Genomic DNA, 25,629 nt, shown 5'->3' on the forward strand with positions numbered 1-25,629 from the left:
AAAATGCCTACGCTGAATCCCTCACCGCCGACCTTGCTCCGCTCCGCGACCAGCTCTACAACGAGATGCTCAGCCATATCAAGCAGACTGATGAGTCCGCGCCCTATCGGGAGGGCGACTGGTGGTATTACATCCGCACCGAAGAGGGAAAACAATACTCCATCTTCTGCCGCAAGCGCGGCACCGTCGGTGACCCATCCATGACAGCAGCTTCATCGCTGTCATGGGTGGGAAACTACAGCACTCCATTCCCGGATACTCCCGAGGAGATCATCCTCGACGGCAATCAGCTCGCCGAAGGCCTTGCATTCTTCGCAATCGGCGCCACCGACATCTCCGACGACGCCCGCTGGCTGGCCTACACCGTGGACACCACCGGCTTCCGCCAGTACACGCTTCGTATCAAAGACCTCGAAACCGGCGAAACACTGCCCGGAGAAGTCGAACGCGTAGGCTCGGTCACCTGGGCTGCTGACAATGAAACAATCTTCTATTCCGTCGAGGACGAGGAGCAGAAGCGCCAGTTCCAGCTCTTCCGCCATAAGCTCGGTATGCCTCACTCCGACGACGTTCTCGTCTATCAGGACGACGATGAGCGCTTCAACATTGGCGCTGGACGCACCCGCGACGGAAAGTATATCGTCCTCGAATCCGCCAGCCACACTACGACTGAGTGCCTCGTACTCCCCGCCGAGCAGCCCACCAGCGAATTCGCCGTTATCAGCCCCCGCGAAGACGAGCACGAATATGCCGTCGATCATCGCAACGGCCAGTGGTTCATCCGCACCAACGATCGAGGCCGCAACTTTCGCCTTGTCACCGCGCCCGTGAATACCCCCGCGCGCGAAAACTGGGTCGAGCGCATTCCCCACCGCGAGACCATCATGCTCGAAGACATTGATCTCTTCGCCGACTTTTTTGTCGCCTGTGAGCGCGAAGACGGACTGCCTCGCCTGCGCCTCTGGGAGTTCCAAGACCTGGCCCCCGAAGCCAATCCCGCTGGCGAAATCGCCTTCCCCGAGCCCGCCTACAGTGCATCGCCCGGCATCAATCGTATCTGGGAAACAACCACCTTTCGCTACGGCTACCAGTCCCTCGTCACCCCCGGTTCCGTATACGAATACAGCCTCGGCACGCGCGAATCCTCGCTCCTCAAGCAGCAGGAAGTTCCCGGCGGCTTCGATCGCACCCTCTATGCCAGCGAACGCATCCACGCCACCGCACCCGACGGCGTAAAGGTCCCCATCTCCCTCGTCTACCGCCGCGATAAATTTCAAACAGCCCGCTTGGAGAACAAGGTGGGTGCCCCATCCTCGACACAGTCTTATCGCGGCGAGGGTGGGAAAGCTCAAGACTCAACCAGCCATGAGACGAATCGACCACCGCTCTATGTGTATGGATATGGCTCCTACGGTTATGCCCTTCCTCTCGGCTTCAACTCCAACCGTCTCTCGCTGCTTGATCGCGGCGTCGTCATGGCCTACGCCCACATTCGCGGCGGCGGCGATCTCGGCAAACCCTGGCACGACGCCGGCAAAATGCTCGTCAAGCGCAACACCTTCACCGACTTCATCGCCACCGTCGAGCATCTGACTGCCACGGGCTACGGCGATCCCGCGCGCGTCGCTATCGAGGGCGGTTCCGCTGGCGGCCTTCTTATGGGTGCTGTCACTAATTTCCGTCCCGACCTCTTCCGCGTCGTCCTCTCTCACGTTCCGTTTGTCGACGTCATGAACACCATGCTCGACGCGTCGCTGCCCCTCACCGTTCCCGAATACGAAGAATGGGGAGATCCCAACGACGAGACTTACTTCAAGTACATGCTGAGTTATTCGCCCTACGACAACTTGAAGGCCGGAAGTTATCCGGCCATGTTAGTCAAGACATCCCTCAATGACAGCCAGGTTATGTACTGGGAACCGGCAAAATACGTAGCCAGACTTCGCACCCTCAAATCCGATGCCAATCCGCTGCTTTTAGTCACGAATATGGAAGCGGGCCACGGCGGCGCCAGCGGCCGCTACGACTACCTGAAGGAAATCGCCTTCGACTACGCCTTTCTGCTGAGAGAACTGAACCTGTTAAGTCAGGAGAACGAAAGGAAAATTCATTGAAAGTGCAGCAGCTTTTTAGTCTTATCATCGCTGCGAGTCTGTGTTGCTTTGCTGCGAGCATCGCTCCGGCGCAAAATCAATCCGGTTCTGACTCAACGGTCGTCGTCTATCACGCTGAAGACGGCATCGCAGCTCCTGAGTTGCGCCCAACTGACTTCTCACCCATCTTAGCGAACGACTGCAAGTACCACGGCACAGGCACCGTCAGGATGTCCCTGTTTGTCGATTCCCAAGGCAAGTCGCAAAACATCGTTCCCGTTTACCCGTTCAGCGACGATCTCGAGCGCATGGCACTTGGTATCGCGAGAATTGATCACTTTGCTCCGGGTACTAAAGGCGGCGTTCCCATCGCGGTTGCGCAGGAACTCGAAATAAAATTGACTCTCTGCACGGTCAATACCATTGATGAAGGCGGAAATCGTTCGGAAGTCCTCAGGCTCAAATCGCCCCCGGTTCAGAAATTGCTTCCGAGTCCCAATGGGCCGCTAACAACGGTTGTGCTCTTTCCCCGCAGTTCCATCCAAAGCCCCGAGCAGCCAAAACTCAACCACATTGGCGGAGGCGTTTCGGCGCCGGTTCCTCTCAGAACTCCGGAAGCAGAATACCCACTTGAACAGCGAAAAGCGAACGTCGGCGGAACTTGTCTGATCAGCCTCATTGTGGATGCCGATGGAATGCCACAAGATCCCAGAGTGGTGCGAAGTATAAACGAGGAATTGGACCAGAAGTCACTCGAAGCGGTTGCGAAGTACCGCTTCAAGCCTGCCATGAAAGGCAAAGAGCGAGTACCAGTCAGGATGGTGATCGAAGTGAATTTTCGTCTCTATTGAAGGCCCTGCAATAGCCAGAATTCTCAATTCGAACTTGTTAGCCGCGACTTATGCGCCCACAACCCTAGCCCCGGATTCGAGACAAAGAAAACTTCTTCGCCATCAAGCTGGTTATAACCATGCGATAACTTATCCGGGTTGTAGTGTTCCGACATCTCCGCATAATTTCCGTATTGGTAACCCACGCCTTCTATTTCTTCCCGGCTAAGTTGCCCCGGACACCATGTAATCGTGAACCGGCCCTCTGACGACCCATGAATCAGATGCGCCGCCGCGCCCAGTTCCGCCGCCAAATCTGCATTCGCCTCCACCGCAGCCAACGTCGCCGGCGTTCCACGATAGCCATACTTGCGAATCAGCTCATCAATGCGCTTGTCTTCGCCAAACTCGCGCACCGCAGGCGCCAGGACGATCAGTTCCGCACCATCGGCCAGCGCCATTCGCGTGCGATACACCGCCTTGTTCCCCAGCCACGTCGAATGGAATTCGTGCGGATCGAGATACACCACCGCTTTTTTGATTGGCTCCGCAACCAGCTCAAAGTTCACCTTCAAACTAAGTTCCGCCGCCAGGTGGAAACACTCCACATCATCCCCGATAAACAATCCGCGCACCGCCAGCCCGCCATCCGCACGCCGGCCCACCACCGTTTGCACGTACACAATGGGCAGCTCGCGTAAGAAATGGTCCGAAGCATAATTCAGCACCGCACGCACCGGATTCTCCGCGCGCCCCATAATGCGCTCCATCCCATACACGGCGCCGAGGTAATGGCTCAGGTTGATTCCCTGTCTTCCGCCTGCACCCACCAGGATGTTCTTGTTGTAGTTGGCCATCCCGATCACTTCATGCGGTACAACCTGCCCGATGGAGAGAATCAGATCGAAGCCGCCTTGCGAAATCAGCTTGTTCGCCTGCGCCGGCCACGGCACATTCAGCTTCCCTTCCGACTGCTGATAGATGAACTCCGCCGGCACTTCGCCCAGCGTCTCCACATCCGTCCGCCAGTTGTGAACGTGAAACAGTTCCTGCGGAACACCCGGAAACATATGGTCCATCTGTGCAGCCGTCATCGCCGCATGTGTCCCGATGGCAGGCAGCACAGCCTTCAGCCGGTCCCCCAAATATTCCCACGCTGCGCATGTCAGCAAGCCAGCCTGCGAATGAAAACGCGTGATATCCGGCGGCACTGCAAGGACCCGATGGCGCCGTCCCAGCTTATCGAGGCTCTCTGCCAGGAGTTCCGCTAAACGTCGCGCCCCGAGGTCAACATCAACACCACCAACGGCGCAATAAATCCCCATGCGCTCAACTCTAACCCAAACGGGCCTTTGCGGAACACAACTACCACCTTGCGGACTGCAGCCCTCGGAGCAACACCGGTGCTCGGCTGCGGATCAAACGACCTTTGCAGAAGAGGATGTTGAGCGGTGAAGGAGATGTTTTCGGGGTACTTGGTTGCTCGCGAGCAACTAACGAAATATTGAGGGTAACCTACAAGCATCTTTCAACTTGCACCTTGCGTTTCCAGCATGATGACGGAGTATTCTAGAGGAGAAAATGTATGCCAAAGTTGAAAGTGGTTCCCACAATCAAGCCGTGTGAAGGCGGCTTCGAGACCGAGGTTCGAGCCGTCGAATCATTTTATAAATGGCGAAAAAAATACAGAGAAGTGGGCGATGCCTATATGGAGGCCATTCAACTTGGCCTGGCAACCTTGGAGGGCGATCCGGCGGGAAGACTCTCGTTTGTCAGGAGAACCCTCAAACTCGAAGCTACGGTCGAGACCGAACTTCTTGAGCGATGCCGATTCCGGCGCTTCTGAATCCGCGATGACGCGAGGCATCTGATGCCCGCCCTTATCGACACGTATACATGCATTGCATTGATTTGTGGGGGATGGTGGGCGGTCAGGGACTCGAACCCCGGACTTCCTGCTTGTAAGGCAGGCGCTCTAACCAACTGAGCTAACCGCCCCAATGGCGGAGGGCCGGTTGGCGGCCCTTTGTCATCATAGCAGCGAACAGGTTCCCTCGCTGATTCCCCTCGCCTTTCCTGCGATGCTGCGAGTGGAGTCAATCAGCTGCTGTTGATAATCTAATCATCGTGCCTCACCTCATCGTGAACGCAGACGACTTTGGACTCGCTCCCGGAGTCAATCGCGCCATTCTCGAGCTTCACGCTGCCGAAGTGCTCACCAGCGCCACGCTCATGGCGCATGCTGCCTGCACGGAAGAAGCCGTGAAAATGGCCCTCGCCATGCCGACACTCGGTGTGGGCTGCCATATCGTTGTCGTCGACGGCACGCCGGTTTCAGACAAGCGGGCGATTTCGTCCCTCATCGATCCGGGCACCGGGCTCTTTTATCCGACGATGAGCAGTTTCCTGAAGCGTCTTTTCACGGCGCGCATTCGCAGCGCGGAGGTCGAGGCCGAAGCCGCCGCGCAGATAGCCCTGCTGCAGAGTTTTGGCCTCCGTCTCACGCATGTCGACACCCATAAGCACATGCACATGTTTCCCGGAATTCTGCGACCGGTGCTGCGTGCAGCAAAAGCCGCGGGCATTCACGCCATTCGCAATCCATTCGAGCCGGTTTGGAGCTTGAATGCGACCACCGACGCACCTGAGGTGCGGCGTGCTGAAGTCATCCTGCTTCGCCGGTTTGAGTCCCGCTTTCGTCGCATCGCCGAAGAAGAGGGATTTCGAACCACCGATGGAGCTGTGGGAGTTCTGGCTACCGGCTCTGTCAATATCGCAACCGTGAATGCCCTGGTCACCGCTATGCCGGAAGGCACCTTTGAACTGGTCTCCCATCCCGGCTACCGCGACGAGCAGCTGGCACGGGCGAATACGCGCCTGCTGGAATCGCGCGAAATCGAGCGAAATGCTCTCATGGCCATCAAGGACTACCGAGGAATTGATCTCGTGTCGTTTGCCAGCCTCGGTCACGCGGTGGAACAGAAAGCTGCCGGCTGAAGCCGCACAAATCATGGGTTTTGCATCTTCTCCCTGAGTCGAGACGTCAAACCAAAGCAGGCGGATCTCAAAACCTGAATCTCTTTTTTTTTCGAACGCAAGGCGGCCGTATGCGCATCGGCATCACGTGTTATCCCACCTACGGCGGCTCCGGCGTTGTAGCCACCGAACTCGGCATTGAACTCGCTGCGTCGGGTCATGAGGTCCATTTCATCTCATACTCGCAGCCATTCCGCCTCAGCGGGCGTGACGACGGCATCTTCTATCATGAGGTTCCCGTCTCAAGCTATCCGCTATTCGAGTTTCCTCCATACGACCTGGCGCTGGCCTCGCGCATGGCAGAGGTTGCGGAGTTCTGCGATCTCGATCTTCTCCACGTTCACTACGCCATTCCGCACTCCGTGAGTGCCCTCCTCGCCCGCCAGATGCTGGCCGTGAAAGGTCGCAAGCTTCCCTTCGTCACCACGCTTCACGGCACTGACATTACACTCGTGGGACTTGACCGCAGTTACCTGCCCATTACGCGCTTTTCTATCCAGGAAAGCGATGGCGTGACCAGCATCTCAAGCTATCTCAAAGAGAAAACCGTCGTGGACTTCGGTATCTCCCGACCCATTGAGGTCATCCCGAACTTCGTCAATTGCGATGTCTATACGCCTTTCGCCGACGAAGATCTTCGCGTAAAAGCGCGATCCAAATTTGCCCGCCCCGACGAAGCCATCTTGATCCACTTGTCGAATTTCCGTCCCGTCAAACGCGTCGTCGACGTGGTTAAGGTATTCGCGCAAGTGGCGCGCGAAGTTCCAACGCAATTGATCCTGGTCGGCGACGGTCCTGATCGCTCCGCCGCGGAGTGGCTGGCGCACGACCTCAAAATCAATGAAAGAATTCATTTCCTCGGCAAGCAGGATCGCGTAAACGAGCTTCTTCCCCTGGCCGATCTCATGATCATGCCCAGCTCGCTCGAATCCTTCGGCCTCGCCGCCCTTGAAGCCATGGCCTGCAAGGTTCCCGCCATCGCAACACGCGTTGGCGGAGTGCCCGAATTGATTGAAGACGGCGTAACAGGCCTGCTTTTTCCGGTAGGCGATGTCGACGCTATGGCCGCCGGGGCCACCGGTCTTTTGACGGACCGCACCCGGCTCGACGCGATGCGCGATGCCGCCCGCAAAGATGCGCAAAAGCGCTTCTGCGCTTCCCTGGTGCTTCCCATGTACGTCAAGTTTTACGAGAAGATACTCGGCAGGTAGAGCTGCTCCGATTAGCGCGATCACGGCATAAGGTCAGCTTCATAGCGCGGCGCGAATCCGATCCGTTCCCAGAACTCTCTCACCACCGCGATTGTCTCCACACTCACCTGCGGCGGAGTCCGCAGAAGAATCGCAGCGCCGTTTCCTCGTTCTTCGCCATTGGTCATCGCCATGCCCGTAAGCTCCTGCACATCTGCCACGAGTGCCACGCACTTATCCGGCCGATAGGTACATGAAGCAAGGTCCGCAATCGACTGTCTTTTCGTCGGAGTAATCAGAACCGTGCGCGGAGGCGCCATCCGGTCAAGCAGACAGAAAATTTCCAGCTTCGATTCCAGTTCATCCGGCACGCAGTCAATCGCCAGGTCGGCCTCGCGCACTGCCTCTTCGATCGTGGTGGCAAACGTCACCTTCGGCAGCGCCGCCGGCCCCAACTGCTGGCGCAGATATTCCTGCGCGTGATGCAGATTTGAGGGCATTACATCTTCCAGCAGCACTGTGTAGCCGGCGCGGGCGACGACGAGCGCGAGCCATCGGCCCAGCGGCCCGGCTCCGATGATGGCAGCTTGCATCCCGGACTTACTTTGCGGCCAGGGCTTTGGCTACGTCTTCAGCGTTAGGCGAGGAATGCACGAGATGCTCGGCAATCCGCGCGCGCTCTTCAGCAGAAAGCGTGGGAACGAGGGCCAGGATGCGACGCAACGTCACTGCAACATCATCGATATAGTTCATCAGTCGAATGGCTTCACCAGACAGCGGCATTGAGGAGTCCTCTTGATTGAAGTCAGTCCCCATTGTAGGCGGTGAGGTCGCGAAGGGGAAGCGCGCCCGATGTGCGGGCGCTTTTTGATTGTGCAGAGGGTAACCGCTACTGGTCGAAACGAAGGAGAGTCGAAATCATTGCTTTTGCCAGATCGTCGGTCTGTTCGGTCGCAAGAGTGGTCTGCGAAAACCATGCGGTTGAGTCAACATCGTCCTGCGTCTGAACAACCAGTTCGTATTCCCGATCGAATCCCAGCACCTTGCCTGAAAAGCGCACTTTCTTCTTTTCTGGATCGAATTGCATTACGAAGCCCATGTCGTCTTCGCGGCGAATCTCCAGCCGCTCTCGATCTGGATTCACCGAACATAAAACCGTGCGGCCTGCCCTGGTGTTCACGCTCTCACAGCGAATCGCAATCACTTCGCGCAATGCGTTCAACTGGTGTGGAAGCTGTCGCACCAAAAGCGCTGCCCTGGCGTCTGCCTTCTTTTTAATCTCGACCGCTTTCGAGCGCTTAGGCTCGTAGTTTTCCAGTTCTTCCTCTTCCCAGGTCGCGGGAACTTTCTTCTTCTCAGGCACAGCCTCGGCCTCCACGGGCTTTGTGACCTCCGCGATGCGCCGAGAAATCGTGTCAGAAACAGTCTGAGTGGTCATAGGCTTGGGGCTTTCTTTTCCGATGTTAGCCCAAGTTCGCTTTCAAACAACTGACACTACCGTGCAGGGTAACGGTACTTTTTGGGGATGCGATTGCCATGATTGTCGCCTTTTCGGTGCTCCAGTCGAAGGCCTATTTCGCCCGCCGGACCAAAAATGGGCTATCTTCATTTTTTGGTTTGACAAGCTAAACAAAAATCGGCAAATCTGCTTGTCGCGGCACTTGACGGTGCAAACGTGAGGGATTCGTCAACTCCCTTTACCGACAGTGCAACGCCCACCCAAGATCGATAAACCGGCGCGTCGAACTAGCCAAAATCTAAAATCACTACCCCCAAACGCGCCGAGGCGGCCCATCCTCCCACAAGGAATGGACCGCTCATCGCATTCCGGACTAATCTTGCTTGCCCGCCGGAAACCCAATCTCCGCGCCCTCAGCCTCGGTCTTCTCCAATCAGCCTCGTTCGACTCCGTACAAGCTGATAGCTGCTTCTCAAAGCGTCCGCTTGAACAGCGGCGTAGCAATCAGCAGCGTGCCAATTCCAAAAGCAAACAGAAACAGCAGATCGCCTCGAATCGCAACAAATCCGCCATCCTTCAGCAAAATCGCCTTGAACCCGTGAATCGCGTATGTGAACGGATCGACAATCGCAATCGCCCGCAGCCACGGCGGAAACGCGGCGATCGGATAAATTGCCCCCGACGGAAAGAACAGCAGCGTATTCAGCACGCCAAACATCGCGCGCGGCACCAGCGGATCGTCCACCCGCACCATCATCAGAAACATCATTCCGTTGAAGGCGATCGATACTCCCACGATTAACAGGAAGAGTTGCAGCAGCGCCATGGGGTGAAAAATCACGCCCAATCCCGCCATCAGCGATCCAATCACCGTAAGCGAAATCCCCGCCAATACCGCCTTGATTGCGCCCGCCGCATTCAGCCCCATCACCAGTTCGAGCTTGCTGATCGGCGTCACCAGGTATCCCTCGTGCACGCCTCGGGCCTTGTCGTCGATGTACAGCATCCCGCCGCCGATCATCACCGAGATGTACATCGCAAGCGCGATCGATCCGGAAAGTAGGTACTTCATGTATTCGACGTAGGGATAGAGTTCGACGATCTCCAGAGCGATGTTCTTCACCACGCGATCCTGAATCACCGGCTGATTCAAAGCGTCGACAAGCGATTGCATCTCGCCCTCGATCGACCCGCTAAGGAACTGATCGGAGTTGTCCACGACCAGCCCGATACTCGGCGCATCCTGCGCATACACGCGCCGCGAATACTGTGCCGGAATGATTACCGCTGCATCCACCTTGCCGGTCCGAACATCTTCGCGCGCTTGTGTTTCATCGTCGTAATTGACTGTCGTAAAAGTTGCGATGTTTACCGCGATCGAATCGAACGCCTCGCGCACCTTTAGCGATTGCGGGCCGTGGTCGTGATCGACAACCGCAACCTTCGCCCCGCGGATCTTGCCGCCGAAAGCATTTCCCAGAATGATGAGCTGCACCAGCGGCAGCATCATCGACATGATCATCAGCACGGGCGAGCGAAAGAATTTGCGCATCTCGCGCTCAACAATGGCAAGAAATCTGTTCATGGTTGTGCTCCCGGCCGCGGCGGCATCGTGAAGACCGCCTTCACCTGTTCATCCCGCAATTGACGGCCCGTATAGTGAACAAAAACGTCATCGAGCGACGTGTTTTGCACGCTCAGTGAAGTGAGTTGCTCGCCCATTGCCTTCGCCATCTCCACCAACTGGGTCGTGGTCTGCGAGCCATTCGAAGTCAGCACGCGATACACTCCCGCAGACTGCGACTGCACCTCCGTTACATCCGGAAGCGCTTCCAGGCGCGCCTTCCACTCCGGATCCTCGCGATTGAATTGCACTTCGACCACGTTCGATCCGGGCACGCTCTGCTTCAACTCCACCGGAGAGCCCAGCGCCACCAGCGTTCCGTGATCGACAATCGCAATGCGATCGCAAAGCCGGTCGGCTTCTTCCATGTAGTGCGTCGTCAAAAGCATGGTGAGGTTGCGCGTCTTCTTCAAGTTGTTCAGCATCTCCCACACGGCAATGCGCGAGACAGGGTCAAGACCAGTGGTCGGCTCATCGAGAAAAAAAATCCGCGGATCATGCACCAATCCACGCGCAATTTCAAGCCGCCGCCGCATGCCTCCCGAAAGCGTTTTGGTCTGCGCCTTCCGCCACTTCGTCAGATCCACCGCTTCCAGAACCTCGGCGATATTCTTTTCCCGCTGCACCTTCGGAACGCTGTAAAGCTTTGCGTAAATACTCAAATTCTCTTCGACCGTAAGATCCTGATCGCTTGTCAGCGCCTGCGGAATCACTCCGATCATCCGTCGCACTGCATCGGGCTCCTTCGTTACATCGTGTCCGCCAACAATCGCCTTCCCGCTCGTCACTGGAATCAGCGTCGTCATCATGCGAATCAGTGTGCTTTTGCCCGCTCCATTCGGCCCAAGCAGCCCGAAGATCTCTCCATCGGCGACCGTGAAATTCACACCCTTCACCGCCTCGAAATCGCCGTACTTCTTCACAATGTTTTCAACGCGAATCGCAGCCTCCGCCTGGCCGGGCAGCGGATCCGGAGTAGGCGTAACGGTACGCGCGTGCGACGTCATTGCTTCACCAGCTTGGCCTTCGGTATATACACCTCGGCCGTCATTCCCGGCACGAACTTCTCTTCGGGGTTGTCGATCAGCAGCTTCAGCCGCACTGTCTTGATGTCGCGCTTTCGGCCTCCGTTGATGTCGCGCTGCGTGGCGAAGTCCGCTTCTGCCGATTTGGCAATTACTTTCCCCTGCACCGTCGCGCCGCTGGGCATCACCACTTTCAAACTATCGCCCAGTTGAACCGCATCGGCCTGCGTCTCCGGTAGGGGTGCGTAGACCCATGTCTGGGTCAGGTCCATGATCGTCGCGATGGTCCCGCCCGCCGCCAGCACCTCACCCTGTCGGGCCGCAAGCACATTCACCGGACCCGAAACAGGTGCGAAAACCTTGGCATAGCCCGCCTCTACGTTCGCCTGATCTGCCAGCGCCTTGGCATTCAGCACGACGCCGCGTGTCGAGGCCACAGCTTGTGCTGATGCATGGGCCAGCAGTTCGTGCGCGCGCGCCTGCTGCAGAGCAGCCTTCGCCGCGGCTATATTTGCACGTGCAGACTCCACAGCGGCCTGCGCAGCATTCAAGCTGCTCACGGCTTCATCCTTGGCTTGATCGCTCGCGATCCCCTGTTTCGCAAGTGCAACCGTTCGCGTTGTATCGGCCTTCTGATGCTCCAGGTTCGCCTCTGCCTGCGCCAGCGCCGCCTGGCTTGCCTTCACCTGTGCTTCTGCGTTGATCGTCGCACTGGAGACTTCGCCTTCATTCTGGCGCAGCGTTGCTTCGGTTTCGGCCAGCTTTGACTGGTCGCTCTGAACGTTGGCTTCGGCCGCTTTTTGAGCCGCCGCCAGATCGTCGCTCTCCACTACCGCAATCAGATCGCCGGCCTTCACCGACTGCCCCTCGTCCACGTTCAGCGTTTGGATTCGTCCTGGGATCTTCGCGCTCACCAGTACTTCGTTCGCGTCGACTGTGCCGATCAGCTTCAGATCGCCTGACGTACGGGCCGTCAGCAGATACCAGACAAGTGATCCAACCATAAGCAGTCCCAAGATCATGAAAACTCTATTTCTTGCGTTCATCGCTTCTCCCAACAAAATGTCGTGCACTCGGAAGTTCCGGCATCGTCGTATCCCCAAGCACCTTCGCAGCCAGTTCTGCGCCATGCGCGCGATCTACAAATACCGTCTGCCCCAGAAACTCCACCATCGCCCGCCGCCGTGCTTCCAGCACTTCGGGCGCAAATGGATCGAAGTCCATCAGCAGCCGCCAAACCGGTGCAGCCAGAAAATAGAAAACATTCGCTCCCAGCGTGGAGAGGTGAATCTGCATCCAGTCCGCATTGATCAGCTCTCCCGAAGCGATTCCCTCGCGGACCATCGACTGATGCATCGCCTGCATTGGCGCGAACACCCGCTTCACCACGATCGACATCGCGCTGGCTTCGCCCTGGTGCATGCGCATCATCTCCTGCTGCATCAGGCTCTGAAACTCGCCCTGCGACAGAATTCGGTCGAAGTGATTCAATGCCGAGCGAATGAGCCGTTCTCCAGGTGACGCTTTCAACAGAAAGACCGACATTGACTGGTCGCGAACCCTGCCCGCGATCATTTCGAGCGCCGCCGCGTAGAGGTTTTCCTTGCTGTCGAAGTGGTAGTAAAGCAGCGCCTTGTTCACTCCCGCGGCCGCAGCAATCTGATCCATACGTGCGCCAGCCATCCCCAGCGCACTGAATTCGCGCAACGCTGCATCGAGAATTCGTGCGCGAGTCTCGGAAGACCGGTCAGAGGGAGCAGAAGTGGTTTGTGTCTCGGAATTCATATTGACCAAACAGTTAAACTAACTAGTTAGTAAAAATAAAGCAGATTTCGATCCTAAGCAAGCTGGAAAAATATCATCGTGCTACTTCTCCGTAACCCTTTTATAATCAGCGCGGGAACCGTCGCAATCTTGATAATTGCTAACGGTCGGGATTAATTAGTTCGTTGCACGAGGGGGAACCGGAAATGGAAGACCAGAATATCTTCATTGAAATGAAGGAACTCCGGCATACCATTCAGGCTGCAGTAATCGTTCTTGTTTCGCAAAAAATCCAGTTGGAACATCCACACAGGCCAATCACAGAGTGCCAGTCCAATGCGATGGAAATATTGCAGAGCGCCCTGGCCCTAACCCGAGCTTCACCCTAGAGCACTTGCTCTAATGTTTCTGCAGCACTGGCGTGCCGCACTACTCTGCGCCCTTCGGGAGCGAACGGTAGGATCGTCATTACTGTGATGAATGAAGAAGTTTGCGGCCTCGAGCCAATTCTCTGTGCTCCCCTGCTGCGTCGCGTCGACGCAGAACTGATTGGGCTGTTGCGAGAACTTCGACCCGACGAATGGGATCTATCGACCGTCGCGCCCGCATGGAAGGTCCGCGACGTGGCCGGGCACCTGCTCGACACGGTTCTACGCAAGCTCTCCCTGGTTCGCGACCATTGCTTCGTTGAAAACTCAACCATTCGATCGCCGCAAGGTGTCGTTGACCTGGTCAATCGTCTGAATCACGAGGGCGTCACGGTTTACCGTCGTCTCAGTCCTCCGGTTCTGATCGAGATTATGGAAACGGCCTGCCGCCAGAGCGCCGACTTCCATGAATCGCTCGACCCCTTTGCTCCCGCCGTATTCAACGTGAGCTGGGCGGGTGAATCCGCTTCCCTCAACTGGTTCGACACCGCTCGCGAACTCACCGAGCGCTGGCATCACCAGCAGCAGATTCGCTTCGCCACTAATCGTCCCGGCATCATGACACCGGAGCTTTATCATCCGGTCCTCGATTGCTTCGTTCGCGGACTGCCGTACGCCTTTCGCGACGTGGAACCGCCCTTCGGCACAACCGTGCAGTTGGAAATCGCCGGCAACTGTGGCGGCACCTGGCTGCTGAAGAGGCGAGATTCAGGATGGGGCTTTGCGGGTCCATCCGAAACCATGCCAGTCGCTCGCGTTGTCATCCCGCAGGAGCTTGCCTGGCGCGTTTTCACGAAGGGCATCGATCGCAGAGAAGCGCTGGCACACTCATCCCTCGAAGGTGATCGCAACCTGGGTGAGCGCGTTTTCCATCTCACTGCCATCGTGGGCTAGGCGTGCCCCCGGGATTGTACCCGCCGTACAATCCGATCCGGATCATGCGAAGAAATTGACGCCGCCCTTCGAATCGGATGAGTTCGATGGTGATTCAGACGAGCTGTCTGCTTCCTCCACAACCTCGGAGTCTTCCTCTTCCAGCCCCCGTTCCGTCTGCTGGTTGGCCCCGTTGTATGCATCATCGCCCAAGCGCCCCGAGGGATCGAGCGCAAAGGGCGGCTGCACCTCGCGCTCCTCGCGCGTCACCGTTGCGGATTCCACTCCGCGGATTCCGGGTATCGGACTAAGTCCCATTACGTTCTCCCCGTTCATATCTCATCGGCAGAATATGGCGGAACTTCAGGCAGCTTGCCGCCGCCAGGTGCAACTTAGGCCTCGATGTGGCGACGGCAAAGCTCATTTACGGCAACACATCTCCGGATCAAGCAGTCGCGGTCCGGGGCCATCGGCTGCCAGGCGATCCCATGGGTTCCGAAGCGGGCAGACCTGCAACGACAGACACCCGCACCCTATGCAGCCATCCAACTGGTCGCGCAGCCGCGTGAGGCGCTCGATCCGATCGTTGAGCTGCGCCCGCCACCGCGCCGAGAGCTCCTTCCAGTCCGTCGCCGTTGGAGTTCGCTTCTGCGGCAATGTTGCAAGCGCGTCCCGAATCTCCGCAAGCGGGATGCCGGTTCTTTGCGCCACCTTGATCACCGCCACCCTGCGCAACACCTCACGGGCATAGCGCCGTTGGTTTCCACTGTTGCGCCAGCTGGAGATCAAGCCCTCCGCCTGGTAAAAGTGCAGTGTCGAAATCGCCACGCCGCTCCGCGCCGCCACTTCCCCTACGCTAAGGGCCTGGCGAATCGTCGGGCGTTGCGCCTCCACTTTCAGCAATTTGCTTGCCATGCACAATCCCTCTTGACCTCAAGTTTACTTGAGGTTTTACTCTTGAGCCAGTGGAGGAATACAAAATGACGGAATCCCCGATCAAGGTAGGGCTTGTATACGGTTCAACCCGAGCCGGCCGCTTCTGCGACACCGTGGCGCGCTGGGCCGCCAGCCAGATCGGCGCCCGCGAAGGTTTCGCGCTGGAGATTATTGATCCCCTGGCAGCCGAATCCCTCGGCGCACCGGAGTTCAAACAGCGCATCGCCGCTTGCGATGCATTTATTGTGGTCACGCCGGAATACAACCACGGCTACCCCGCACCGCTCAAGGAACTCATCGATTCGTTCGGGTCGGAGTGGCATGCCAAACCCGTCGCCTTCGTTTCGTACGGCGGCATCTCCGGCGGACTGCGGGCGGTTGAACAACTCCGCCTCGTCTTCGCAGAACTTCACGCCGTCACCATCCGCGACAGTGTCAGCTTCGCCGGCGCATGGGAACAGTTCGACGCCAGCGGCTCACTGCGCAGCCCCGAGCGTGCCGAGCGATCTATGGATGCGATGCTCCGCCGTCTCCACTGGTGGGCCGTCAGTCTCGCCCACGCCCGTAACATCTGGCCTTACGCCAAAACAGTCTAGTGATTGAATTCGGCACGCCACATAATTGCTTGCGCCTTTGTTAAATTGTGAGAGCGGACATCATCCAGTGCGCTGGAATACAGCGTCCCCTGAAAGACACAAGCATGAACAGCAAGTCGGACAGACTGCTATTTGTTGTCGATCACGCGGGAACCATTTTGTTTGCGATGGAAGGTGCTTTCGCAGCGATCGCGGGCAATCTCGATTTCTTTGGTGTGATGGTGGTTTCATTCGCGACGGCTCTGGGTGGCGGCGTATTGCGCGATGTGCTGATTGGAGCCACTCCACCACAGGCCATCCGCGATTGGCGCTATGCGGTCAGCGCATTTGCCACGGGCGGGGCTGTGTTCATCCTGCATCAGTTTGCCCATCAGATCCCTTCGCAACTTCTAATGATTCTTGATGCGGCGGGTCTGGCATTGTTCGCGGTGGCCGGAACGCAGAAGGCCCTTGGCTACGGCATCCCTCCCTTCATCGCCATTTTGATGGGGACGATTACTGGCGTGGGTGGAGGAGCTATCCGGGACATTCTGCTGATGCATATTCCCATCATCTTGTATACCGACATCTACGCCATTGCCGCGCTGATTGGCTCTGCGGCGATGGTGCTGGGACGAAGGTTGGGGCTTCATCCGGCATTGTCTGCGGTCCTGGGTGGCGTTGTCTGTTTCTCGCTCCGCGTATGCGCCGTCTGGTTTCATTGGAACCTGCCGAGGGCATCAGTTCCATGAGCAGGCGTGACCGGTTGATGCCGCTGATCAATCCTTGTGCCTGCTCAGCTTCTTCTTTACGTCGGGCATGAACTCACCAATGGTGTTGATGATGACACCCACCCACGCCTGCGTGATTACGCTCTGATATCCCTTGACGGTGATGGTTGGATTATTAGGATTCCAGGTGGCGCTGATCGCTCCCGCTCCGAACGCCGCCGCAAAGGGCATGATATTGGGTCTGAGTGATTTTTCACTGCGATCGTAGGTTATAAAGTTCCTGATGAACGCGTGTCGAAGGCGCGGCCACCCGTCGCACTTGCAACGGTCATAGCGCGGCTCCCATCCAACCATCCCCTGGCCCAAAGAGGTGAATGAGTTCTGAATAATATTTGTCGCCTGATTGGATCCGACGCGTTTGGCGAAGCCAGAGAATCCATCTCCCCAGTCTTCGGGCGTATTTCTCACTTGATCGTGCACCGCGAAAAATCCAGTCTTGATATAAATGCCGGGTGTCGTATAGGTCTGGCGAATGTAAAGCTTGAAACGCTCCCGGCCATTCAGCGCAACCAGGGGAGCATTCTTGGGAATGTATGCGCCATACAACCAGTTAACCGGAAGCTGGGTGTTTACGGTCGGTTCCGGTTGCCCTGTTGTTTGAGTTTTTTCTTGCGCGAATGAAGTCGTAACCAGAAGTGCCACGAAAACTCTGATCACCAATCTTCGAAAAATCATCTCGCGGCGCAAGACCTGCCGAACTAAGCATCGAGTTCGCATTCAATATTCCTGCTCCCGCCGTGCTGCTCGATCGCAGTTCTTGACCGAACCTCGGTACTGCACCTGCATCCAGATGAGCCGCCCCACCGCTAAGCGGTACCGGACATGAGCGAATCCCTTGTCCCGAAGTCGGTCGCGCAGCTTTCTACAATCTCGTATAGTCCGTTGTTTGATGCTCTGCCACTGGCAAATGTGCCAGTCAGGAATTATTTACTCGCAGATCTGAACCCGCTATCAGTTCGAGCCAAAGGCCAGCAGACGCCCGTCGCAATCCTTGACCACAAACTCTCGGCCGCCCCAGGGTACGTCGCCAAGATCTCGAGTGAACACCACGCCCCTGGCTGCGTACTCGGCATAGAGCGCGTCTAAATCTTCCACAAGCAGGTATGCGTCCAGCAGTTCGTCTGCATATTTGTCCGGATTGGCTGTGGGCGGCTCGGCGCAGCGGAAATGTATCGCGTGATGGTCGCGCGCCACGATGGCGTATATCGGCGGATCGTCCCATGTCCCCCGACACTCGAAGCCGAGCTTGTCTTTGTAGTATGCAATCGTGCCGGGAATGTCGGTGGTGAAGAACTGGGGTGCGATCTGACGGATCATGGATCAAGTGTAAGGCAGGTCTTGCTAACTCGAAAGGGGCGGCTATCGGGAACGGCCGAAAATAAAACGTGGCCGTCAGGACTGCTATCTCGAAACCTCAAACACGTCGGGCGTATCCCTCGACTGTTAGCTGAAAGTCGCGCGGATTTTCGCACGAGTGCATTCAAGGCGGGCGTACACTGAACCAGCTTGTTAATGTACAACTCTTCTTCGGAGGACTGAATGAAAATTCAGGTCAACAGCGACAAGACGATCCATGTAGATACCAGCCTGACGAGCTTTGTTAAAGACCAGGCAAAGCGCGACCTGGACAGGTTCGCCAAAGAGCTTACGCGTGTAGAGATTCATCTCAGCGACATCGATAACAAAAAGACCGGCCGCGCCGACAAGCGTTGTCTGATCGAGGTGCGTCCCGCCGGAGACCGACCTCTCACAACAAGCACAATTGCCGCGACAACCGAGTCAGCGGTTGACGGAGGCCTAAAAAAGATGAAGCGGTTACTTACCACCTTCTTTGGCAAGAAGGGAAGGCCAGCCGCGCAGATCTCGGCGCCTGCGCCGAAGCCAAGGAAAAAGGCAGCCTCAGCGAAGAAACCTGAAGTGAAGGAAACCGCAGCAAAGAAAGCAGCAGCGAAGAAGCCGACAAAGCTCAGCCCTCGCGGCCCCAAGAAAAAAGGCATCTATCAGGCCCGGCGGAAGGGCTGGCCCCGATAGAGAATTTAAGAGAATCCGTCATCACCGCCCGTGAGTATCAATACCTTGTGGATCGCATGTACGGTCTCAAGCGAAAACTGGAAACTAGCGACTGACTACTTGCATGGAATGCAGAAGAAGCTGGCGAGGGCAACTAGCAGGATTCAGAGCAGGAACTTTCATGGTTAGCGTGACAGGAGTTGACGTGAAAGGAGTCAGGGGAGGAATGTTCGGCCGGGAAGCGTCAGCGCAGTACGCAGCCATGGCCCGATTGCGTTGGCGCATGTTCATCCATGGTCTTCGCTCCATTCACGGCTTGCTTGATCTCGGCGCCACTGGCATTGCATGGATGTTTTACTCCATCTTGGGACTGGGTTCGGGAGCGGGCTTGGGTGCTGCCGGTTATTCGTTTGCGTCACATTCTTCCTGGCAGCATTTGCCAATTCTGTTTTGGGCGATGAGCTTTCTTTGGCTGATGTTTCCGCTGGTTGTGGCCTCGTTTCAAGAGCAATCCGACCTCGGCATTCTCCTGCGCTTTCCGGTCCGTTTTGGCTCGTACTTTCTGCTGTATTTGATCTCCGGCCTGATGGACGCTTCCACCATTGTGGGTATGCTCTGCTGTTTGGGAGTCTGGCTGGGAATCGTTATCGCACGGCCAGATTTGTGGTTGTGGACAACAATCGCACTGTTGGTCTTCGCTGTATTCAATATTCTGCTGGTCCGTGCAGTCTTTGCCTGGATCGATCGATGGCTGGCGCAGCGGAAGACTCGGGAGATTCTGGGTGCGCTGTTCATGATTTTCTTCGTGAGCCTGCTGCTGATCAATTCCGTGTGGAATCAGAGGCGATATCAGGGCTCGATGAGCCACCAGGAGCAGACTGTGCCATTCCGCGATGCGCTCGCGAAATATGCGCCGCTGGTAAAGACCGCGAAACAGTTGCAGCAGTGGCTTCCGCCGGGATCGGCGGCGCGTATATTGCAGCAGGCCGTTGAGCAGAAGCCCGCGGCGGGGTTTGCGTCACTGACTGTACTCGGGCTGTGGGTGGTTTTTGCGGGAGGTGCGCTGGCGGCCCGTCTCAAGGCTGAGTATCGCGGACAGAATTTGAGTTGGGCTCCGACCCGGGGCAAAATAACCGCACGCCAGGGCGGATGGACATTCGGCGGCTCTGGCCCTTTTGTCGCAATTCTGGAGAAGGAGGTGCGCGCTCTTTCGCGCACGGTGCCATTGCTATGGGCCATCTGTATACCTGCGCTGATCGTGCCATTTATTGCAGGCGTGTTTCATAACGGCACTTCTGGTGCGAGGAATTCGTTTCCGTATGCGTTTCCTTTGTGCATGGCTTACGGTCTGCTTGGATTTACGGGATTGTTCTACAACAATCTGGGAGCTGAAGGCGCCGGCATTCAGCTCTTGTTCCTTTCTCCCACACCGATCAGAACAGTTTTGTTAGCCAAGAATCTTCTCCACTCCATCCTGTTCGCCCTCGTAGGGTTCGTGGCCGGCGCCCTGGCCTGTCTTCGGTTGGGAGTTCCGCACTTTGTGGTGCTGGCGGGAACCGGCGCATGGCTTGTTTTTGCGCTGCCGTGCAATTTGGCCGCGGGAATCATTTTTTCACTCTCAACTCCGTACCGCATCAATCCGGGTCGCATCACGCGGCCGGCTGGAGCGCAGGCAAACAGCCTTCCGGCCACGTTCATTCAATTGGGAGTGCTCGGCGTGGGAGGATTGGTCTTTTGGCTCTGCTGGTCTCTAAAAGAACAATGGTTGCCCGTGCCCATTTTCCTGGCGCTGGCCTTAGTCGCGTTCTTCGCCTGGATGCGCGTATTGCATTACTCGGATGACAACGCCAACCAACGCAGGGATTCCCTGATAGTGGCACTGATGAAGTTCGAGTAGCTGTTCCGTCGAGACAGGGCAGGCCATCGCGAGCCGTCGATTGCTACACTTGATACATGCTGGATGAAATTGAGTTCCGTCGCTCGGCCGAGAGTGCCCTGGATGCTCTAAAAAAGCACCTCATCGCCCGCGAAGAAGAAAACGAGGCCGGCTTTGAAGTCGAGGAGCAGGGTGGTGTGCTCAACGTTGTTTTCGAAGAGCCCGCCGTGAAATTCGTAATCACGCCCAATTCCCCGGTTCGCCAGATTTGGATCTCCGCACTCTCCACGAGTTTCAAACTCGACTGGGACGCATCCGCCGGCGTATTTGTCCTTCCCCGCACCGGCGAAAAACTCATCCCGCTCGTCGATCGTCTCATCAACGAAAATACGCAACATTAATCGTTGATCTATCGAAACGCCGGCGGCCGATCTTCCGGCGCAGTTCCCCGCTGCGTGTCTGGCTCCGCACTCATCTTGAAATGCAACTGGTTCATCCCTGCATGAATCTTGCTGATCGGCAGCCATGCATTGGGATAAGAAATCCCATCGAGCATCACCTGCTGCACGTAGATTCCCTCGCCTTCGCGCGATATCAACACAGTGCGTCCGCCGGCCAGTTGCAGAGTCGCCTTGTCAAACATCGGCGTTCCCAGCACCACTCCGCCTACACCCGGTATTGCCGGATAGAATCCGAGCGCGTTCCAGACATACACACCCGATGTCGCGCCCAGATCGTCATTGCCCGGAATGCCATCCGGCGCCGCCTTGAAGGTCTCTTGACCGATCCGCGTTACCACTTCCTGCGTCTTCCACGGCTTTCCCAGAAACACGTACGCATACGGAGTTACAAAATCCGGCTCGTTCTCAATGTTGAAACATGGTTTGCCCCAGCAGCGAAGCGCCGTAAAGAAATGATCCAGCCGCGGCTCCACAACCTTGTCACCTCCCATGGCTGCAAAGAGAGCCGGATAGTCAAAGGGAATCATGAATGAATATTGGTAGGTATTCCCTTCTTCGAACCCCATCTGGTCCCCGCCCTCGCCTGCGCCTGCATAGCGCTTGGGAGTCGAACGCTCCGGATCAAACCCAGCCATCCATGAGCCGTCACCATTTCGCGGCCTGATCCAGTGCGTCTCCGGATCAACCAGCGTCTTCCAGTTCTCAGACTGTTTAAGAAAGCGGGTGTAGACGTCCTCACGGCCAACCGCTTTCGCGAATTGGGCAATCGCGAAGTCATCGCTTGCATACTCCAGCGTTCGCGAAGCCGCAATGTGGTCTTTATCCACCGGGGTATACCCGGCCTTCAGATATTCGGCGAGGAATGGCCGCTCCGATTCATGATGGGGACCTATGCCTGGTTGAGTTCCGGCCTTCACCATGTAATCGAGTGCTTTGGAGGTATCGAAATTCTGCGCGCCGAATGCATAAGACGACGACAGCAGCGCAACCGGAGAATCGCCGCCCATCACGTAGGTCACATCGTTTGCCGCCGGCCAGCGCGGAAGCCATCCGCTCTGCTCCGCATCATTCACGAGAGCTTGCATCATGTCGCTCTCGCGCTCCGGCTCAAACAGAGCCTGCCACTGCACTGTGTTGCGATAGATGTCCCAATCGGAGAAGTTCGCGTATTGCGCCTTCTGCCTGGTCCCCGCAAGCGAATGCGGCTTATCGTCGAACCCCATGTACTGCCCGTCCTCATCACTGAACAAGTTCGGAGATAAGAAAGAGTGATAGACGCCGGTGTAGAAAATCTTCCTCTGATCACCAGTTCCGCCTTCTACCGCAACTCGATTCAACAGCGCGCTCCACGTGTCGCGCGCCTTCTGATGAACATGCTCAAAGTCCCAATCAGGAATTTCCTTCTCCAGGTTTGCCCGTGCACCCGCCTCACTCACGAATGAGACCCCGACCTTGAGGAGAATTTCCCGCTCCTTCCCGAAGTCGAACCATGCACCGGTATGTTTGCCGCTCGCCGATTTCGACGCGGGAGAGTCATCCTGCCAGAGCGAAGACGACTTTTGACTTTTATTGAAACGACCGGCGACGAATAGTTTGTAATGCGAGTCACTCCCGCAGAACCGACCCGCGCGCGTCCAACCGGAAAAACTACCGTCGGGATTCACTTCGATGTGGTTGCCAAATGCCTCGTGATCGCGCGGATTTTCGTTCGCCGAAGGAATCGAGTTCGCGCTGCTCCCCGCATTAATCAGCATCCGCACATCCGCGCCCTGCGGAAATGTAAACCGAGCAATCCCTGCGCGGTCCGCAACAGTCAGCTCCACGTGCACGCCGTTCGTCAGCGTCACCGCATAGTAGCCGGGATGTGCCTGCTCATCGCGGCGATCGAACGCAAGTGGCGCGAACTTTGTTCCCGGACTCGCCGTCAGCGCATCCAGCGTGGGCATCACAGCAAAATCACCGTAGAGCGGGCATCCAGCCCCGCTGATGTGCGTCAGGCTGAAGCCATACAGCTGCATCTCGTCGTACTTGTACCAGGCATCCGTATTCGTATCGGGACTCCATTGCACCATCCCGAAGGGCAGCGTCGCACCGGGAAACGTGTTCCCGCCTCCCGCTGTGCCAATCAGCGGATCGACTGAGTCATACGGGGTCGGGGAGGATTGTGCGAGAGCGGAGTAAGCAAACAAAATTGGCAGCAGCGCCAAACCACAAAGCGAAGAATGCACGCGCATCAGTGAGGTCCCTTAATTCGAGAATTTTCTCAGCCTCGAATTCTACTCTTCCCGGACAGTAGACTTTCCCGCGCGACTTCAGCCTTGTTGCAAAAAAGAAAACGGGCCGCGCATTCAAGCGCGACCCGCTCTTTCTCTTTGGTTCTTACTGTAGCGAATAGACGGTCTTCAATTCCTTCTCGATCAGAGAATCCGGCAGCGGTGCATACGAAAGCGAAGATGCTTGGCTCTGGCCGTTTTTCAATATCCAGCTAAACAGGTCCTTCATCACGACGCGGTTCGCCGCGTTATTTCCCTTCACTGGAATCAGCAAGTAGGTGAAGCTCGAGATCGGATACGCGTTCGCGCCCGGAGCATTCGTGATCGACACGCGATAGTCCGCAGGCATCTGCTTCACGCTCCCGGCAGCCTCAGTAACGCTTTCAATCGAGGCTTTGACATAGTTCCCGGCCGCATTTTTCACCGAGGCAAAACTGATATGATTCTGCAAAGCATAGATGAGCTCAATGTAGCCCAAGGCTCCGGGTAACTGACGCACGAGCCCTGCCACGTTTTCGTTGCCTTTCCCACCGACACCCACCGGCCATGCGACCGAAGCGCCCTTGCCCGGCCCGCTGGCCCATTCCTTGCTCACCTTGCTCAGATAATCGGTCCAGATAAACGTAGTACCAGACCCTTCCGATCGGTGCACAACGATGATCTTCTGGTCGGGCAGTTTCACGCCAGGATTATCTTTGGCGATGCGCGCGTCATTCCAGTTGGTGATCTTGCCCAGAAAGATGTCGGCGAGCACGTCGCCGCTAAACCTGAGATCGGTTACACCCGGAACGTTGAATGCCGGCACATCCGCTCCGAGAACCGTGGGAAGATGAATGAGCTTAACCGGAGAGGATGCCAGCATTTCATCAGTCATCGGCATGTCTGACGCGCCAAAGTCGACCAACCCTTTGGTCACCTGGGCAATCCCGCCGCCGGAACCGATCGACTGGTAGTTAATTTCAACGCCAGGATGCGCAGCACTGTATTCAGCAAACCATTTGGAGTACATCGGATAAGGGAATGTTGCACCGGCTGCGGTTAACTTCTGCGCCTGGGCCGCGCCCATGGCTATAACCAACAAGCCTACTGTAAGCAAAGTCTTTTTCACGTTCATCGCTCCCATGCAGGATCACTGCCGTTACTTATTCTCTATAGCCAATGTTACGGGGATTTGAATTGCGGGCAGGATTCTGATTCTTTATCGACTTAATCGTCACTTCGCGCGGACACCGGAGCGTCAGTATGCTCATCCTGGCGGTGCTTCGATGGCGCAATCGGCAATGCAAAGAGAAATGTCGTTCCCGAGCCAAGTTCACTTTCCGCCCGGATTCTTCCCCCATGCGCCTGCACAATGTGCTTCACAATGGCCAGTCCAAGTCCGGTTCCACCCGCTTCGCGCGAGCGCGCTTTGTCCACCCGATAAAACCGCTCGAAGATCCGCTCCAGGTGCTCTGACGCGATGCCGGGACCAAAATCCCGCACGTAGAACTCAATCTCACCTTCCATCGCCCGCGCACCCAATTCGATTCGCCCACCCGACTTGCCGTATTTGACTGCGTTCTCAATCAGATTTCCGAACACCTGGTTCATCGCATCTGGATCCACCATGACCAAGGCATCGGGTGCTCCCGACGATTCAAGCTCAACCCCCGAATCCAGTACCAGCCCACCAAGCGAATCGATAGCATCATTCACCATCTCGCTGGCTCGCGTCGGTTGCATGGCAAGCTTGTAATCCGGACTCTCGATCGTGGCCAGGGCCAGCAGATCTTCTGTCAAACGATTCATGCGCGTAGCGTTCTTCAGAATCACGTGCAGAAACTCGTTGGTCGTCGCGGGATTGGGGTGAGGATCCTCCACCAGCGTCTCCACGTATCCCTGGATCGACGTCAGCGGCGTGCGCAGTTCATGGCTCACGTTAGCGATAAAATCGCGCCGCGACCGTTCCGCCGACTCAATGCGCGTCACGTCGTGCAACACCGCGATTACTCCGCCAGTTGGCAGTGGCGCGACGCTGATCTCAAATGACTGCCCCGGCGCAAGCGAGTTCGATCGCCCGTACCGAACCTCACGTGTCTCCTGAGCGCTCTTCACGCAATTCAGCAACTCCGGATCGCGCAGCGAATGCACCAGCGGCCGGTCGACGCGGATCTCCGTCCCCGCAATCCGCTTCATCACGGCATTTGACCATCGGACAGCACCATCTGCCGTCACCGCAACCACGCCCTCCTGCATAGAGTCCAGCATGGTTGCCAGTTCGTGCCGACTGCTCTCGATCTCGGCGAAGCTCTGTCCTAACCGCTCGGCCGTCTGGTTCAGCGCGGCTTCCATCGCGGCCAGTTCATCCCCGCGGCCGTGTTCCAGGCGCGCGCTCAAGTCCCCCTG

Annotated in this window: 26 protein-coding genes and 1 tRNA gene; 11 read left to right on the forward strand and 16 right to left on the reverse strand. The window is 57.0% G+C overall.

Annotation, left to right across the window (positions count from 1 at the left end; translation table 11 throughout):
* Together WA354_RS09895 and WA354_RS09900 are read left to right on the forward strand one after the other, a co-directional pair.
* On the forward strand, nt 1–2,114 hold a 2,114-nt coding region (locus WA354_RS09895; RefSeq protein ID WP_472812845.1), incomplete at its 5' end, for a S9 family peptidase.
* Between the two features lie 2 nt (nt 2,115–2,116).
* Nucleotides 2,117–2,944, forward strand: coding sequence for an energy transducer TonB (locus WA354_RS09900; protein WP_472812846.1), 828 nt, complete (start codon nt 2,117–2,119; stop codon nt 2,942–2,944).
* 23 nt (nt 2,945–2,967) lie between these two features.
* Here the strand turns inward: WA354_RS09900 and WA354_RS09905 are convergent, their stop codons facing one another.
* On the reverse strand, nt 2,968–4,248 hold the full coding sequence (locus WA354_RS09905) for a nickel-dependent putative hexonate epimerase (protein ID WP_472812847.1): 1,281 nt from the start codon (nt 4,246–4,248) through the stop codon (nt 2,968–2,970).
* Between the two features lie 260 nt (nt 4,249–4,508).
* Between WA354_RS09905 and WA354_RS09910 the strand changes: the two genes are divergently transcribed.
* Complete coding sequence (locus tag WA354_RS09910; RefSeq protein ID WP_472812848.1) at nt 4,509–4,769, forward strand: hypothetical protein; 261 nt, start codon at nt 4,509–4,511, stop codon at nt 4,767–4,769.
* A gap of 75 nt (nt 4,770–4,844) precedes the next feature.
* Here the strand turns inward: WA354_RS09910 and WA354_RS09915 are convergent.
* Nucleotides 4,845–4,921: transfer RNA gene (locus WA354_RS09915), tRNA-Val, on the reverse strand.
* 129 nt (nt 4,922–5,050) lie between these two features.
* On the opposite strand from WA354_RS09915, the gene WA354_RS09920 reads away from it, so the two are divergent.
* Nucleotides 5,051–5,920 carry a ChbG/HpnK family deacetylase gene (locus WA354_RS09920; RefSeq protein ID WP_472812849.1) on the forward strand — a complete coding sequence of 290 codons (870 nt, stop codon included), beginning with the start codon at nt 5,051–5,053 and terminating at the stop codon, nt 5,918–5,920.
* Between the two features lie 110 nt (nt 5,921–6,030).
* Nucleotides 6,031–7,170, forward strand: a complete 1,140-nt coding sequence (gene bshA / locus WA354_RS09925; protein WP_472812850.1) for an N-acetyl-alpha-D-glucosaminyl L-malate synthase BshA — start codon at nt 6,031–6,033, stop codon at nt 7,168–7,170.
* A gap of 20 nt (nt 7,171–7,190) precedes the next feature.
* Here bshA and WA354_RS09930 read toward each other — a convergent pair whose 3' ends face one another.
* The 7 genes from WA354_RS09930 to WA354_RS09960 form a co-directional block, all read right to left on the reverse strand.
* A complete protein-coding gene (locus WA354_RS09930; protein ID WP_472812851.1) occupies nt 7,191–7,742 on the reverse strand; it encodes a 3-hydroxyacyl-CoA dehydrogenase NAD-binding domain-containing protein in 552 nt (183 codons plus the stop codon).
* A 7-nt stretch (nt 7,743–7,749) separates the two neighbouring features.
* Nucleotides 7,750–7,932: a hypothetical protein gene (locus WA354_RS09935; RefSeq protein WP_472812852.1), complete on the reverse strand. Its 183-nt coding sequence runs from the start codon at nt 7,930–7,932 to the stop codon at nt 7,750–7,752.
* A 106-nt stretch (nt 7,933–8,038) separates the two neighbouring features.
* Nucleotides 8,039–8,587, reverse strand: a complete 549-nt coding sequence (locus tag WA354_RS09940) for a hypothetical protein (protein ID WP_472812853.1) — start codon at nt 8,585–8,587, stop codon at nt 8,039–8,041.
* Nucleotides 8,588–9,080: 493 nt separating this feature from the next.
* Nucleotides 9,081–10,193 (reverse strand): ABC transporter permease, encoded by a 1,113-nt coding sequence (locus WA354_RS09945; protein WP_472812854.1) that lies wholly within the window; start codon nt 10,191–10,193, stop codon nt 9,081–9,083.
* Nucleotides 10,190–11,239, reverse strand: a complete 1,050-nt coding sequence (locus WA354_RS09950) for an ABC transporter ATP-binding protein (RefSeq protein ID WP_472812855.1) — start codon at nt 11,237–11,239, stop codon at nt 10,190–10,192. The genes WA354_RS09945 and WA354_RS09950 overlap by 4 nt, the downstream gene beginning before the upstream one ends.
* Complete coding sequence (locus tag WA354_RS09955; RefSeq protein ID WP_472812856.1) at nt 11,236–12,303, reverse strand: HlyD family secretion protein; 1,068 nt, start codon at nt 12,301–12,303, stop codon at nt 11,236–11,238. The genes WA354_RS09950 and WA354_RS09955 overlap by 4 nt, the downstream gene beginning before the upstream one ends.
* Nucleotides 12,287–13,042, reverse strand: a complete 756-nt coding sequence (locus WA354_RS09960) for a TetR/AcrR family transcriptional regulator (protein WP_472812857.1) — start codon at nt 13,040–13,042, stop codon at nt 12,287–12,289. Before WA354_RS09960 ends, WA354_RS09955 begins: the two co-directional genes overlap by 17 nt.
* Before the next feature lie 455 nt (nt 13,043–13,497).
* Between WA354_RS09960 and WA354_RS09965 the strand changes: the two genes are divergently transcribed.
* The gene (locus WA354_RS09965) at nt 13,498–14,343 is read left to right on the forward strand and encodes a maleylpyruvate isomerase N-terminal domain-containing protein (protein ID WP_472812858.1); all 846 of its coding nucleotides are present in this window, start codon (nt 13,498–13,500) and stop codon (nt 14,341–14,343) included.
* Between the two features lie 42 nt (nt 14,344–14,385).
* On the opposite strand, the gene WA354_RS09970 is transcribed toward WA354_RS09965, so the two are convergent.
* Together WA354_RS09970 and soxR are read right to left on the reverse strand one after the other, a co-directional pair.
* Nucleotides 14,386–14,640, reverse strand: a complete 255-nt coding sequence (locus WA354_RS09970; RefSeq protein ID WP_472812859.1) for a hypothetical protein — start codon at nt 14,638–14,640, stop codon at nt 14,386–14,388.
* Between the two features lie 102 nt (nt 14,641–14,742).
* The gene (gene soxR / locus WA354_RS09975) at nt 14,743–15,237 is read right to left on the reverse strand and encodes a redox-sensitive transcriptional activator SoxR (protein ID WP_472812860.1); all 495 of its coding nucleotides are present in this window, start codon (nt 15,235–15,237) and stop codon (nt 14,743–14,745) included.
* A gap of 65 nt (nt 15,238–15,302) precedes the next feature.
* Here soxR and WA354_RS09980 point away from each other — a divergent pair, with 65 nt between their 5' ends.
* Together WA354_RS09980 and WA354_RS09985 are read left to right on the forward strand one after the other, a co-directional pair.
* A complete protein-coding gene (locus WA354_RS09980; RefSeq protein WP_472812861.1) occupies nt 15,303–15,854 on the forward strand; it encodes an NADPH-dependent FMN reductase in 552 nt (183 codons plus the stop codon).
* Between the two features lie 104 nt (nt 15,855–15,958).
* Nucleotides 15,959–16,585 (forward strand): trimeric intracellular cation channel family protein, encoded by a 627-nt coding sequence (locus tag WA354_RS09985; RefSeq protein ID WP_472812862.1) that lies wholly within the window; start codon nt 15,959–15,961, stop codon nt 16,583–16,585.
* A 27-nt stretch (nt 16,586–16,612) separates the two neighbouring features.
* On the opposite strand, the gene WA354_RS09990 is transcribed toward WA354_RS09985, so the two are convergent.
* Nucleotides 16,613–17,266 (reverse strand): hypothetical protein, encoded by a 654-nt coding sequence (locus tag WA354_RS09990; protein ID WP_472812863.1) that lies wholly within the window; start codon nt 17,264–17,266, stop codon nt 16,613–16,615.
* 309 nt (nt 17,267–17,575) lie between these two features.
* Complete coding sequence (locus WA354_RS09995) at nt 17,576–17,941, reverse strand: VOC family protein (protein ID WP_472812864.1); 366 nt, start codon at nt 17,939–17,941, stop codon at nt 17,576–17,578.
* 222 nt (nt 17,942–18,163) lie between these two features.
* Between WA354_RS09995 and WA354_RS10000 the strand changes: the two genes are divergently transcribed.
* The 3 genes from WA354_RS10000 (at nt 18,164) to cyaY (ending at nt 20,911) form a co-directional block, all read left to right on the forward strand.
* On the forward strand, nt 18,164–18,655 hold the full coding sequence (locus tag WA354_RS10000) for an HPF/RaiA family ribosome-associated protein (RefSeq protein ID WP_472812865.1): 492 nt from the start codon (nt 18,164–18,166) through the stop codon (nt 18,653–18,655).
* Between the two features lie 241 nt (nt 18,656–18,896).
* Nucleotides 18,897–20,531, forward strand: a complete 1,635-nt coding sequence (locus WA354_RS10005) for a hypothetical protein (RefSeq protein WP_472812866.1) — start codon at nt 18,897–18,899, stop codon at nt 20,529–20,531.
* Nucleotides 20,532–20,587: 56 nt separating this feature from the next.
* On the forward strand, nt 20,588–20,911 hold the full coding sequence (gene cyaY, locus WA354_RS10010; RefSeq protein WP_472812867.1) for an iron donor protein CyaY: 324 nt from the start codon (nt 20,588–20,590) through the stop codon (nt 20,909–20,911).
* 8 nt (nt 20,912–20,919) lie between these two features.
* On the opposite strand, the gene WA354_RS10015 is transcribed toward cyaY, so the two are convergent.
* The 3 genes from WA354_RS10015 to WA354_RS10025 form a co-directional block, all read right to left on the reverse strand.
* Complete coding sequence (locus WA354_RS10015; protein WP_472812868.1) at nt 20,920–23,205, reverse strand: GH92 family glycosyl hydrolase; 2,286 nt, start codon at nt 23,203–23,205, stop codon at nt 20,920–20,922.
* A gap of 145 nt (nt 23,206–23,350) precedes the next feature.
* A complete protein-coding gene (gene pstS / locus WA354_RS10020) occupies nt 23,351–24,358 on the reverse strand; it encodes a phosphate ABC transporter substrate-binding protein PstS (RefSeq protein ID WP_472812869.1) in 1,008 nt (335 codons plus the stop codon).
* Nucleotides 24,359–24,450: 92 nt separating this feature from the next.
* Nucleotides 24,451–25,629: sensor histidine kinase (locus WA354_RS10025; protein WP_472812870.1), on the reverse strand; the 1,179-nt coding region annotated here is incomplete at its 5' end.

Origin of the sequence: Occallatibacter sp., assembly GCF_049802275.1 — a bacterium.
Taxonomy (GTDB): domain Bacteria; phylum Acidobacteriota; class Terriglobia; order Terriglobales; family Acidobacteriaceae; genus Telmatobacter.